Source organism: Spirosoma aerolatum (assembly GCF_002056795.1).
GTDB classification, from domain to species: Bacteria; Bacteroidota; Bacteroidia; order Cytophagales; family Spirosomataceae; genus Spirosoma; species Spirosoma aerolatum.
Map to the genome: position 1 here is coordinate 4253100 of NZ_CP020104.1, position 13156 is coordinate 4266255.

Genomic DNA, 13156 nt, shown 5'->3' on the forward strand with positions numbered 1-13156 from the left:
TTAGTGATAATCCTGATTAAAGTCCTCGGAATGGTCTGGGCCGCGCTGCGTCGTTTCAGCGTACCCGGTTTGCGTTTGTTCCAGTACGTCCATATCGGAGCCGTACACGGTCGAGCCAATGGTAGCCAGCGACACCGTTGCCTGAATGATCAGCCGGTCGCCGGGTTTCAGCCGTAACGTTCCAGCCAGCGACAGCACGCCCGGACTGAGCAGCGTATTGATGCGCAGCCGGTCATTGACGTAAGCCGACAGTACGTACGGCTCCATCGGACAGAGCGCCCGTAATTCGTATTCTGCCGGGTCAACTGTCAGGTTCTGTTCAACTGGAATCAACTGCTGCTGACTGCGCAGCCAGACACCTTCCAGTGATTCGGTTCCGTCCATCGACTCAACAAAAGCCGCAGAACGGACACCGGCCAGCGCAGCCGCTCCCGCATCGAAGTGCATGGAATCAGCCTCGTACAGATCGGTTTGTGCCTGATAGAGTTGCTGAACTGGTGTAGGCTCGGTTTCCCGGTAATCTGACTGCGCATGATACGGCTGACCGTCGATCTGTATCAGTGGGTGTTTCAGTGCCAGCAGCAGCGCCCGGTGAAACGCAGGCGGTTGCATGGTCGTCGTCAGCGTGTGGCTGTAGTTGACCTGCAAGCTGGTACGTATTATTCTGCCGCGTGGGGTGCTGTACTGCGTTTCAAGAGTCTGCTGACGCATCGGCCCGACGTAGACCGGCAGGCGTAGCTGCTGCATCAGTCCGGGTTCGGCATATTCGTAGCCTAACACCTGATCAAGACCGGAAAGGCTACCCCAGCGCAGTACACTCGTTCCCTGCGAACCGGGCTGTACTCGCAGCCGGTTAGAGACACCTACAACCTGCCGCAACTGTCGATCACGAAGGCCGAGCGAGTAAACACCTGGCTTAATGGCCGGTATCCGTACTTCACAGACAACCTGTTTCGGACGAACGCAGGACGGCAGCGCACTCAGCCGAACCGGGGCTACATCGTCCGGCTCGCTATACCGCACACCGCGACGGGCGTAAGCCGCCAGTGTGCCGCCAGTGGGTACGTCAATAATGAACGGGTTGGTCGTATACCCCAGCTTACCGGCAATCGTGATCGGCGTATCCGAAGCCGATGCGATAACGGTTTTGGTATCCTGTCCGCTTTGCTCGACCACAAACTCATTGCCGCGCTGAATGCTGCTGCCAACAAATATTTTCCAGCGCGTTACCGTGTACGCTGCCGTCGTAACCTTCGCGCTCAGGTAAATACTCGGCTCGTTGGTGTTGGCAATCGTCTGCGAGCCGGGATCTGTTGTAGCGACCGGATTCTGACCGGCTGGAATCAGACAGAAGCCGCTGCTGGTGTTGAACTGCGCAGCAATCGTATCCGGTGTGTCGCTGGCTGTAGCCACAACGGTTTTGGTCGTCATGCCGGTAGCGGCAACCTGATAAATGTTTCCAGCCTGTACATCAGCCCCGACGATAGCTTTGTACTTATCCTGACCAGCCCCGTTGTTTGAGTCGTACAGCAACTGCAAGACCGGGTTGTTCTGGTTATCGCTACGGTATACCCCGGTAGTGGCCTGAATCACTACCGGCGAACCTGACGCGACTAGAACCGTCGCATCACTCCCCAGACCCAGCCCGGAAAGCACCTGTGCCGGTGTGTCGTTCTGTCCAGCGGTGTAACTGAGCCCCTGCAACTGAAACACGTTGCCAGCTTCGATGTCGTCATCGACAACCACTTTATAGCAGTCGGTTGCATCAATGTTGACCACGCCCTGAGAACTCATATTCAGCGCAGGGCTGTTCGTGTTTCGTGCGTTCAGACCGAGCTTACCCAGGCCAATACGCCAGCTTAGCAGATCGTCGTCCGATGGCTGAAACCGTGCCGATTTGAAAATACGGACGGTCAACTGATTACCCCGTCGAATGGTCACTACCGGCGCGTGCGGATAGGCTTCGTACTTTTCCTGTATCGCTTCGATATAGCTATCCAGATCAGCAAACTGGCCGGATACGGTGCCTAGTACACTCAGTTCGGAGGCTGTCGGTTCTACACTCGGCGAATCCTTTGTATACACCGTCCGCATAAGGGCGAACTGTTGTCCACTGGCCGGTAACGAATCAATCGTTAAGGTGAACTGAACATACTGTTCGCTACGCTGCCGACGAACTATGCCGATACGTTCGCTGCCAGCCAATGCCGGATTAACACGCACCGGCTGCTGAGCGGTATTGAGCAGTACAATTTCACTCAGTTCAGGAATCTGCCCTTTCAGGTCGGATTTGGGTATCAGAAACCGGATGATGTCACCCGCTACAACCGGCAGCATTGGATGCGCGTCCTGTGGGGTCAGGGCATTCGTCGGAATCATGCGGTTATCATCGGCTACCGCAAAAAATCGGAGAAAATGCACAAATTGTCTCATGCCCGAAGGTAATATTAATATTACAAAAAAGAGCAAAAAGAATCACAAAAACAGCGTCATCGTGCAGGTCGCACCCTGCTCGGTTTCCTGCCATGTCGCATCCATGAGCAACCCGGTTACGGGCTTTCCCTCGTCATAAACCGTAATCCAGTCGCCCAGATTGTTAAATTCAATCTGGGACATCGGTATGACGACAATAGCTAGTTCGTCGCCTAGCAGCGACTTCGGCAGTTTCGGCAGGTAATCCCCCTCGCCCAGCGACGACCAGGCTTCTGTACCGTACCGACTTTTGGCCGTACTGTTGCCTTCCGACGATTCCAGTACGAGCGGAGCAATCGGCAGAATTTTAGCCCAGCGTCGGGCTGATCGTGCCGGACTTAGCCGCACATTATACGGCGTTTCTGTATCGACTACGCCAGTCAGATACGGCGTCTTTTCGCGGGTTTCGTTCACCCGCTGACCTGATCGGTTCAGAGTCGTACAGATCACAAACAGCTTATCGTCATTGCTATCAGATGCGTTGGCACTGGCCGTTTTATCGCTGAACTGCTTACGCCGTTGTTCTTCGATCAGTTCACCGGACGCAATCACGGTTTTAGCCCGTAAATCGAGCGTTTGCCGTACGGTCTGGTAACTGGTCAGGTAGCGACGACTGCCGTTGATCTCATCGTTTGCCAGCAGGCCGCTACTGCGCCACGTTTCGTACCCGGTCAGGACTTCATTGAACAGATACGTTGCATTCGGCTTGCAGGTAATACTGATCGGCTCCTGATCGAGCCAGCTAACGGCTGCGTAACTACTCAGGTACGTAGCCAGCGGTTCAAGTCGAACGGTTGCGCCATCAATCCAGAGCGCAAGCGGGTCCGAAGCGGTCAGACCGTCGAACACATCCTGCAAGCTGGTCGCAATGGCCCGATTAATACCCCGGAGGTTGGCGCCATTGGTCAGAAACACATCCTTGCCGTCGCCCGTCGTAAAATACTCGCTCTGAAAGGTCAGCGTTCCCCCGCTCGACCGACGTACCAGTTCAGCCAGAAGATCAGCCGCCAGCAAACCGCGACAGATCGATTCCGGTGCCTGATTGGTCGATTCCAGCGTCACAACGGTATCGCTGCCGTAGGTAAACGACCACTTGCTGACGGTATCCCCGCGAACACCGAGTACAACCCATCCTCCAGGCTGCACGACAAGCCCAGCCAGTAGCGCATACGTTACCGTTTTCTGGCTGGTTGTCATCAGCAGTTCAGCCTGTCGAATCTCCGTCGATGTGCCGTTCGGGTCGTACAGCAGAACAACCAGACGAGCCCCGGTACTGGCACTGGCACTAAACGTCATCTGTACCCGTCCCGATAGTTGCAATGACTGCACATCGTTGGTCGTATTGCGATAGATCGGCTGATTGGACAGTGGACTATCGACGGTAAGCAGTTGCCCAGGCAGTGAGCTTTCAGCCTTTTCCGGCCTGACCAGCGGCAGCGAATGGCTGATCGACTGCGCCGAAGGCATTGCCTTCTGTACCGTTGGCGTTGTGCCGACTGTGTGCGTGGCTGGCCCGGTAATTCGCTTCGTCCGAAGTGTAACGGTTGTTTTTGTCGAAACACTGTACGGCGTTACAGACTGACTTTCCAGTGTCGTCAGGCTTACTTCATCCCGAAAGGCGCATGATATGCCGCTACGGTTTTTTGAAAACGACAGATAATCAACAAAAGCCTCGTACTCGGTAACGCCGTCGTACTCCATCCGAAACCGGGTGTTTGCCCCAACACGAGCAACCTGATACGGTTCAAGCAGCAGACGACGACTCAGCGCGTCGGCAAATGTGACATTGCCGACGCGCTGAGCATACCCAGCATTGCGATAAAGTACCGAAAAATAGCGCCGAGAGCGTGATTTTAACCGGGTCAGGTTATCAATACCCTGCGGTGCCGGAATCTCTACATCGTTCAGGAAATAACGTTCCATTATGATCGTCTAATAATATTATCCCAATAGGTCGTAATGCTGTGCTTGCTGATTTCGGAATACAGAAAGCCGTTCGAGTCGATTGTAACATTCATCAGCTTTTTGTTTTCAAAGACCTGCCTTGTTCGGCGGGTTTCGTCAATCAGTTCGGCAATATTGAGAAATTCCCGACCGCCAGCCGACAGTAATCCATCAGGCAAACCGAGTCGCATATTACCGAAGCCAGCCCAGAACTCGGCCATATTCGGCAGGTTCAGGTTCTCTACCAGCAAGGCCCGGCGTACCAGCTCGTCATTCGTGATACCGTTCAGTTGCAGGTTCTGATCGACGGTCAAAACCCGTTCCCCTTTAGTCAGGAAAGCCGGTACGGTATCGCGTCCATTCGGTCGGCTGGGGTCGTCTACGTACTCCGTACCAAGAAAATACTGCTTACCTGTTTTGGGAGCGTAACCGACTGCAAACTTGATCGTGATCGGGTTTTTATTTGCATCGTAAGCACTGAACGAGTGGCCGAGCGGGTCATACGTCAGTTCGATTGCGTTGCCGTCTTCGTCATAGGCCGTTGACACCTGATTGCCTGATGCATCTACCGGCGTAGTCGGTCGGGAGCCGGGACGAATGCCGCCCGTACCTCCGCCTAGCGTTTCTTTGGTTATCGTAGTTTTTCCGAACACGCTATTGATACCCGAACTGACAGCAGAACCTGTATCGTACGAGAGCGCCGTAATTGTACCGATTGCCTGATTGAGCGCATCAATAGCCGCATTGATCGCACTGTTATTACTGAATAGCCCTTTCTGACCTTCCAGAATAGCAATTTCAGCCTGTAATTCAGCAATTTTCATACGCTTGTTGGCTTCAAATATTTGCCGGTTGGCCTGCATGACCTGATTTGCATAGTCCGCATTAGCCTTCGCCCGATCCGAAGCGGCTGCGGCCTCCTGTTTAGCCATCTGCTCCATGATGTCCTGAATCTTCTCGGCGGTTTCAATCTCCAGGTTGTGCTTTTGGTTGGCAGCATCTAACTCCAACTGCTTAATGCGATCTTTCAGGACTTCTTCCCGCTCCAATTCGTCAGCTTTCATCTGAGCTAACTTTTCATCGCGTTCCTGGGCCAACTGTTTAAATTTGGCCTGATACTCATCATCTAGCTTTTTGAGTGCTTCCGTTTCTTCGGCTTTCAGTTGCTTGGTTTCGTCGGCCTGCTCTTTGTTGAGTTGTTTAGTAGCCAACGAAACACCTTTCGACTTATCTAGTTTAGCCTCTTCAACTGTATCGTGTAACTCTCTGAGCTGGTTTTCGTATTCAGTGATAACCTGCTGCTTTTCGTTCTCATCGGTGAGCGTTGCCAGAATACGGTCACGAGTAGCTGTAATACGAGCGATCTCGTCAGCGCGGTAGCGTTCCAGAGCTTCGTTACGAACCCGGTCAAGAATGGCGACTTCCTCGATTTCGTCAGAAATACGTTGCTCCATCAATTGCTGACGCAGATCATAAGTCGCCTGCATCTGCGCACGTTCCTGACTTTCCCGATCTTTGAGTAAAGCAAGCTCTGTATCGTAGGTTGTTTTAACTAAATCAACCTCTTTGTCGTAAGCGGCTTTTGCTGCATCTAACTGAGCATTTAGCGCATCTTTTTTCGCTTGCAGAACTTCATCAATGCGCTCCTTTTCCTTATCAGCAGCATCATTAAGCGCATCAATTTCCTTCTCTTTTGCTTTTTTATAAGCATCATATTGGGCATTGATAGCCTCTATCCGAGCGTCACGAACTTCACCTGCTTTAGCAATTTCAAGCTCAGCCTGATTGATGATCATTTGCTGCTGTAGCTTGATCTGATCTAAGGCTAATTCGGTTAAGCCCTTCATAATCTTACCCGCATCTGTACCCGCGTCGGCTTGAATCTGTGCTGCTTTCTGGTAATAAGCCAGCATTGCGTCGATACGATCACGACCCTCGGCGTAGGATTTTTCCCGCTTATAATAAGCGTCTATCGCTTGCAGTTTCTCCTCAATCGACCCGGTGAAATTCTTCATTTCTTCGTCGTGAGCATCTTTAGCTGCTTTCGTAATAAACGCATACAGGTCTTTATAGGCTTCCCGGATTCGGGTAAAGCCGCTGGCAATCGCCTGATAGACTTCTTTCTGATGCTGATTATAGGCATCTGCAATCGCTGAAAAGACCTGATACAATGCCCCCATGACCGCAAAAACAGTCGTTGCTGTATCTACTCTGGCCTGAGCTGCATCTTTTTTCGACTCCTCAACAGCTTGCTTTGCTTTTTCGACTTCCTGCGCGGTTCCGCCCATACCAGCTTCGTAGATCGACTGTAACGTTTTAGCGTGTACCTGAGCCGCATTTATGGAGTCATTTGCGGCCTTTAAGGTTTTACCCGACAACTGATCAGTAAACTCAATGACGGTCATAAACCCCTTGGCAATCGAAGCCAGCAGCGGGTCGGCCTTGCTGAGCATTTCCGAGAACAGATTAATAATTTTTCGGTTTGCCTTCTCCTCGGCATCCGCAGCCGCTTCGGTCATGCGAATCGTTTTCTCTTTCTCGGTCTGCAACTGCTTTTCGGCAGCTTCGCGATCAGCCGCCGACTTTTTAGCTTCCTGCGCCAGCTTCTTAATGCCCGACGTAGTTTTGTCGATGTAATCCTGCTCAACGTTATTACGCTCCTGAAACTTTACAATCTCAGCGTCGATAGAATCAGACAACGATTTGCGCTCAATGGCTAACAATCCATCCTGAATCTTCTGGTACTTCTCATGGACAGCCTGAATATCTTTCAGAGACTGTTCGCGCAAGGCGACAATTTCAGCTTCGGACGCTTTACGACTAACCTTTGTTTTGTTGATCTGCTCAATTTCCAGCTTTTCAAGGTTCTCGTAATACTTCTTTTTGTCCTCATAACTCATATTGTCAGTCTGTAGCAGAATATCGCGAACCGTAAGCTGCGAGTTAAGCACAATAGATTTCATCTTTGCGCCGTGATTGGTAGCCGCTCCTTCCTGATTCTCGCGGTACGTACCGTTGATCTTCGCCAGTTCGTCAAGGTGTTTCTGTTCCGCCGTTTTGTAATCGGCAGTGCCTTTCTTGAGCGTCGATAGCTGCGCTTCCCAGCGTTTATTTTCCGCGTCCAGAGCCGTTTTTATGCGTACCTCGTCGGTAGACTTCATGTTCTGGCTGACCTTCGCATAATCTTTCTCAACGGCATCAAACTTCTTACTGATTTCTCGCGCTGCTTCGCCGAAGAATGCCGCTCCACCGCCTGCGGTTTCGTTCAGTTGGTCTTTTAGTTTGTTGGCCTGCGCTCCGCCAGCATCCAGCGCCTTAACGAACTTGGTAATATCCCCGTCGAATTGCACCGTAATTGATTTAGGCATCGTGCTGAAGAACTCTTTTTCCAGCTCGAACAATTCTTTCTGCTTTGCGGCCAGCCCTTCCAGATTATACGCCTGCCGAGCTAGGCTAATCCGGGTCATGTACGACACGTTCACCGAATCCAGTATCTTACGCAGATCGTTGTTAGAAACCTTCTCGGAGTCCAGCCCCGAAAAGTACTGCGGGTACTGTTTGATCAGCAACGCAATAGCATCCTTTCGTTCTTTCGTGCCTGCGGCAGCGTTCAGCGCCACCTGCGTAAGCGTATTCAGGTTTGCTTTTTCGGTTTTCAGCGCAATTTCCTGCTCACCCATCGCGCTAGTCACTTCGGTCGTGGCCGCTTTCCAAGCCTGATACGTTGTGATCGCAATACCAACGGTAGCGATGATCGCCCCCAGCGGATTAGCCGCCAGTGCCGCCCAGGTTGACCGGGCCGCAACTGCTGATTCAAGCTGTGCCGTCGTAAAGCCCCGCGTTGTGCCGGTTGCGGTGATCATGATCAGGTTATACGTACCGACCACTAACTCAGAGCCAGCAATTGCGGCATTCTTCACAACCATTGCCGCAGCAATCGCCTTTTCTTCTAGGACGGCTGCATTAGTCGCCAGTTGGTAGGTAATCCAGGCCGATGCACCGGCTTTGATGATTGCCACATTCCGGGCAATGGCACTGTCAGAACCGGCCAGAAACTGAATCATACTGCTCAGGCCGCTGATTACTTTCTGTAGGCCATCTTCGTAGTAGTCGCCGAGCGCAGCCTTTGCCAGAAAGAATTTATCTTTCAGGTTGCTTACCTGACCGCCCAGCGTCTGGGCCTGAATCGCCATCAGGTTGTAATACCGACCGCCTTCCTGCGAGGCATCGAAAAGCGCCTTTTTGACCTGCGCAAACGTAATTTCATGCGCTTCGGCCAGTTTAACCACTTCGTCGCGGGTTTTACCCATTGACTTAGCCAGCAGATCGTACAACGGCACACCGTTATCGGCGAACTGATTAAGCTCCTGCTTCATCAGTACTCCTTTGTTCTGAATATCTGTAAAGGCTTTGGCGATATACCCCAGCTTTTCGGAACCTACGACAGCAGCCATATTGCCGAGCACTTCCAGCGTCGGTATCAGGTCTTGGGTAGCCGTCCCCATGGCTTTCAGCCGGAACGTGGCTTCCATCAGGTTTTCGACCTCGAACGGCGTGGTTTTCGCCATTTCCACCAACCGGGCGAATACCGCATCCGCTTCGGCCTTCGTGCCGATCATCTGCTGTAGCCCCATCCGAAAGGAATCAACCTTCGACTTGGCTTCTACGACATCCTTACCAAACTGGACTAGCTCATACACACCGAACGCACTGGCGATGTAGTTACGCAGTTCCTGAAAGGCTTGGCCGTGCGACTGAATAGCGGCCTTCTGTTCGGCCAGTTCACCTTTTAGCAGCAATGTCTGCCGCTGTTGTTCCCCGCGAATGATGGCCGTCTGTTGGTCAGCTTCGGCTTTGACTGAAAGTGTCTGCCGTTCGAGTTCGGCCTTTAGCTCAAGGGTGGTCTGTTCATGTAGCCGTTCAGCAGCCTGCGCCTGTTCCAGCAGGGCGGCTCTGATCTCCGCAGTACGACGATCTTCCTCGGCCTTGACAATGGCCGTCTTTCGGGCTTCGGACGCTTCCCGTTCGATTTCCTGCCGCTTGAGTTCAGCGGCCTGTTCCTGGGTCGTCTGTTTGGCAATCTCTTTAGCGATAGCAGCGCGTTCCTGCTCGCTGGCCTTGACGTAGGCCGTATTCTGCGCTTCGGACGCTTTCAGTTGCGCAGTCTGCTGATCGAGCTGCGCTTTGCGTTCGAGGGTCATCTGTCGGGCGATTTCTTTGGTTATCGCCAATTCCTCCTCGGCGTACAGTTTTCGGTCATTCTTTTGCTGCTGAGCAGCCTGTTTGACTAAATCTGCCGTCGAGGAGGCAATCTGACCCTGTTGCTTTGTTAATTCCGCAATCCGTTCGAGTTGCTGGATTGCGTCAGGTAATTCGGAGGCTAGTTTGAAGTTAAAACGGACGTTCTGTTCATACTGAGACATGGGCTAAATCCTCGCCAGATTCGCGGGCGGGGTAGGATGAAACGTCGATTTTTTCGTTTTGCAGGCTATTCATCAGATTTTGAACGTAATTGATAAATCGGGCTGAGCGTAGCTTGTACTCGGTTTGATCTTGGGTAATACCGCGTAGGTTGAGAATCCTGTAGGCTTCCTGTTGGAATAGTGCGTACCAGTCGGTAAGCGCAAAAGACCCGGACAGAAATACGTAATACTGCCGAAAGCAGTGCTCTATCAATTCGTCCGGCATCGTGTCGTACAGGTAGTCGGCATCATTTAAGAAGTGTTCACTAAGGTACTGTTGTAAAAGCTGGTAGTCCTTTTCGGATTTTGAAGGGGAAGTTGATTGCATTGAGGTGTCTGTACAGTTTAGTAGGTATTCAGAGTGTTACCGCAAGCCTGCGGCCTTTTGTTTTTCTATCTGCTTTTCTAATTGCTCGGCATCATACTGTTGTTTTCGGATGTGCGCGGCCATGTAGTTGTGAGCGTCTTCAACAGTTGATCGTAGCAGGTATCGTAAGCGTTCAGGGTCGCCAGCAGCGACTCTAAACGCTGCGTCATAGCTGGATTTGCTCCATTCATTTTGAACCGCAATAGGCTCTGCGTGAATAGCAGAAACTGATTGTAATCCGCTTCCCGTATCGCCCGGATAGCATTCAGGGTATTTTCTTCGGAGGCCGACGCTAAGGGCGCGAATCGGTTGAGCCGCATACGTAAAAAAAAATCGTACAGCTCAGGGCGTTTCAGCATCAGCATCACATTTCGCTTGCCTTTCACCGGGTCGTGACTCGCCGGGTCTTCGTCCGAAGAAAAGAACCAGATCGATGCCAGTTCATAGACCCGCGCCGTGTTGCTGCCGACGTTGAGTTCTGACGTTTCTTCGTACAGGTCGAGACGCTGCTGGCCGAAACTGGAAAGGGTTGCAATGTCTGTCAGGTATTTGACCGCCTGTTCGGGGTCTGACGACAGTTGCAGAATTGCCTGCGTTGCGCTTTCGGCAATCGACGTAAAATAGGCGCGTAACGTGGTTTCATCCAGCTTGAGCCGGTTGTGCTTTTCAATAACGTCAGTAAACGACATCAGCCGCCCCTGATACATGTTTACGCCGTCGTCGCTGGCCTGATAGAATTGAATACCCTCGATAATGAAGGGTTCGCCATTCGGCAACAATACCGGAACGACATGCCCCATAGATAAGGCTTTGTCAAATTCCGGGTGAACAGTATTAGTATTCATTTTAATTATAACTGATTACTTATTAGCGATTTAAAAACATCCTCAGATACGTTCAGCATCTGATAATCAACCGAGAAGCATTGCAATGCCGGGTCGTAGGCTGTTTTCTGGTCGGGGATAAACAGGAATTCACGTTTCAGGACGGCTAACGTGTCTGTACTGAACTCATTGATTGCCAGTTCAGTCATCGCCGAGAATGCCAGCAGGAACGACGGCATGATTTCCGGCAACCGGGTTGCTACCATCATCGACCACCGCAGGTTAAACGCGACTTCCTGACGCGAGCCCCAGCGCATGGAGCCTTTGACCGGCTGACCGCCAATCATGCGGTGTGCTATCTGCACATCGTAATGAACCGTATCGACGGTAAACTGGACTGCTTTCCCGGTATCGGCATCCTGACGCACCAGAGCCGGACGTTTCTGCCGGGGGTCGTAGAACTGCTGTACCCGGCCAGCGAACTGAGCGCGAACATTGGGTGCAATTATGCTTTCCAGTTCGGCATCAATGGTTTGGAGTAGTAAAAAATCATTCATCAAACACGCATTAAATCGTTAATCTGTTCTGAAAAATAATCGGCGCTTTCCTGCTGTTCTTCGTCGGACATAATGAATACGGGGCCGAAATAGTCTTCAAGGTGTTCGGCTCGCTGGCTCATGTCGTCATTCAGAAAGCCGCCCCCGAACTCGTCAATATCGCCTTCAAGTACACCCCAGGACGAAGAATTAAGCAGTTCGCCCGTAAAGGTTAGATTGATCAGATCAGTCCGCAGCCCTTCCTGCTGCCGAACTTTGCCGTATCGCTCCGAATAGCGTCCGGTACGCTTCGGGCTTTGGCTGATCATCGGGTCGCCGTCTGCATTCTGGCCCCGCAACTGAATCCGGTCACGAACCAGATTCACGGCATGCTGCGCCGTATTTTGCGCAATCACAGGCCGGGCCTGCTCAATACGAAGAATAGACTGTTGCGCGGCCAGAATGTCGGCTATTGCGGTTGACTCATCAAACTCAAACATAGGAGCCGCTGATATAAGTCACTTCTGATGGGGTTGCAGTCGGAACCGTAAGGGCTTCCTTTCGTAGCAGATCGTTCGATATACGACGTACGATTGGACGCAAAGCGCGTTTGAATTCATTGCTGAGCTGCGATTCCATGCGCTCGGTAAAGACAGCATTCGACAGGGTAAAAACCGAAAGGTTCGGTGTCCCTAACTTCTCGGTCATCAGCAGCGAGCCACACAGATAGGCGTAGGCGGTCTGCATGTCCTTTGCGTAGCGAGGCAGCAGCTTATCCAGCGAGCGAGTTACTTCTATATCGAGTGCGATATAGATTTCTTCGTCTAGCAGGGTATCGGCCAGATTTGCCGGGTTTATGGTGCGTTTGCCTTCGATCAGCACACCGTCATTGTCACAATCGTTCCAGCACACATTGAGCGCATGAAGTGATAATTGTGACGCATCGACCATCACAACCAATTGCAACGGCTCCATCAGCACCGTTCGGTAGGACTCGTTTAGCTCAATTGTATTAATGCCTGCATCGAAGGCATGAGGGGCCGCGTAAAGCTGAGATTGCGCATCCAGATCATAGACCCGAACGCTGGCCGTTACCTGTTGATTACCGGGCAGAACCGGAACCGATACCGTCAGCGAGCGCAGGTTAATCGTTGCATTCGGCGTGTGTGGTATCGTTACCAGCGTAGCCAGAAATACGCCGTCCTGCATAGGGCTGGTAACGAACGGTCGTTTACGCGAGGGTTCCAGCGTTCGCATGATAACCGGCTGAAAGTCGTAGTTCTCGCTTAGTTGTAGCAGCACTTCATTCTGCAAGCGTTCGCAGGCATTGCGGTGAACGCCTTCCCAGACGGCAGCTTCGGGGTAGCTAACCCCGCCTAGCAGGTCAGACGGCAGAGCCAGATCGCCTACCAGTTCAGTGCTTAACCCGGCCAGATCGTTAACCCAACTGCTGGCCGTATCATCGACGCCCCGAAGTCCAACCAGAGGCCGAAATGCATTTAACGTTTCGTTTGCCATATTATCACGCAAAACATTGTGCTTAATTAGACA

Annotated in this window: 8 protein-coding genes; all 8 read right to left on the bottom strand. The window is 52.0% G+C overall.

All coding sequences use genetic code 11. The annotated features are described in order from the left end of the window. Complete coding sequence (locus B5M13_RS17360) at positions 1-2433, bottom strand: hypothetical protein (protein WP_080056867.1); 2433 nt, start codon at positions 2431-2433, stop codon at positions 1-3. A gap of 42 nt (positions 2434-2475) precedes the next feature. Then, positions 2476-4395: a hypothetical protein gene (locus tag B5M13_RS17365; RefSeq protein WP_080056868.1), complete on the bottom strand. Its 1920-nt coding sequence runs from the start codon at positions 4393-4395 to the stop codon at positions 2476-2478. Continuing rightward, on the bottom strand, positions 4395-9839 hold the full coding sequence (locus B5M13_RS17370) for a tape measure protein (protein ID WP_080056869.1): 5445 nt from the start codon (positions 9837-9839) through the stop codon (positions 4395-4397). Before B5M13_RS17370 ends, B5M13_RS17365 begins: the two co-directional genes overlap by 1 nt. After that, the gene (locus B5M13_RS17375; protein ID WP_080056870.1) at positions 9826-10206 is read right to left on the bottom strand and encodes a hypothetical protein; all 381 of its coding nucleotides are present in this window, start codon (positions 10204-10206) and stop codon (positions 9826-9828) included. Before B5M13_RS17375 ends, B5M13_RS17370 begins: the two co-directional genes overlap by 14 nt. Positions 10207-10283: 77 nt before the next feature. Next, positions 10284-11090: a hypothetical protein gene (locus tag B5M13_RS17380; protein ID WP_080056871.1), complete on the bottom strand. Its 807-nt coding sequence runs from the start codon at positions 11088-11090 to the stop codon at positions 10284-10286. A gap of 5 nt (positions 11091-11095) precedes the next feature. Then, positions 11096-11626 carry a hypothetical protein gene (locus tag B5M13_RS17385; RefSeq protein WP_080056872.1) on the bottom strand — a complete coding sequence of 177 codons (531 nt, stop codon included), beginning with the start codon at positions 11624-11626 and terminating at the stop codon, positions 11096-11098. Then, positions 11626-12105 (bottom strand): hypothetical protein, encoded by a 480-nt coding sequence (locus tag B5M13_RS17390; protein WP_080056873.1) that lies wholly within the window; start codon positions 12103-12105, stop codon positions 11626-11628. The genes B5M13_RS17385 and B5M13_RS17390 overlap by 1 nt, the downstream gene beginning before the upstream one ends. Continuing rightward, positions 12098-13123, bottom strand: coding sequence for a hypothetical protein (locus B5M13_RS17395; RefSeq protein ID WP_080056874.1), 1026 nt, complete (start codon positions 13121-13123; stop codon positions 12098-12100). The genes B5M13_RS17390 and B5M13_RS17395 overlap by 8 nt, the downstream gene beginning before the upstream one ends. Positions 13124-13156 lie beyond the last annotated feature (33 nt).

Excerpts from the sequence above, each read along its gene's own strand:
- B5M13_RS17380 (WP_080056871.1), bottom strand. The coding sequence starts at position 11,090 with ATGAATACTAATACTGTTCACCCGGAATTTGACAAAGCCTTATCTATG.
- B5M13_RS17370 (WP_080056869.1), bottom strand. The coding sequence starts at position 9,839 with ATGTCTCAGTATGAACAGAACGTCCGTTTTAACTTCAAACTAGCCTCC.
- B5M13_RS17365 (WP_080056868.1), bottom strand. The coding sequence starts at position 4,395 with ATGGAACGTTATTTCCTGAACGATGTAGAGATTCCGGCACCGCAGGGT.
- B5M13_RS17385 (WP_080056872.1), bottom strand. The coding sequence starts at position 11,626 with ATGAATGATTTTTTACTACTCCAAACCATTGATGCCGAACTGGAAAGC.
- B5M13_RS17360 (WP_080056867.1), bottom strand. The coding sequence starts at position 2,433 with ATGAGACAATTTGTGCATTTTCTCCGATTTTTTGCGGTAGCCGATGAT.
- B5M13_RS17395 (WP_080056874.1), bottom strand. The coding sequence starts at position 13,123 with ATGGCAAACGAAACGTTAAATGCATTTCGGCCTCTGGTTGGACTTCGG.
- B5M13_RS17390 (WP_080056873.1), bottom strand. The coding sequence starts at position 12,105 with ATGTTTGAGTTTGATGAGTCAACCGCAATAGCCGACATTCTGGCCGCG.
- B5M13_RS17375 (WP_080056870.1), bottom strand. The coding sequence starts at position 10,206 with ATGCAATCAACTTCCCCTTCAAAATCCGAAAAGGACTACCAGCTTTTA.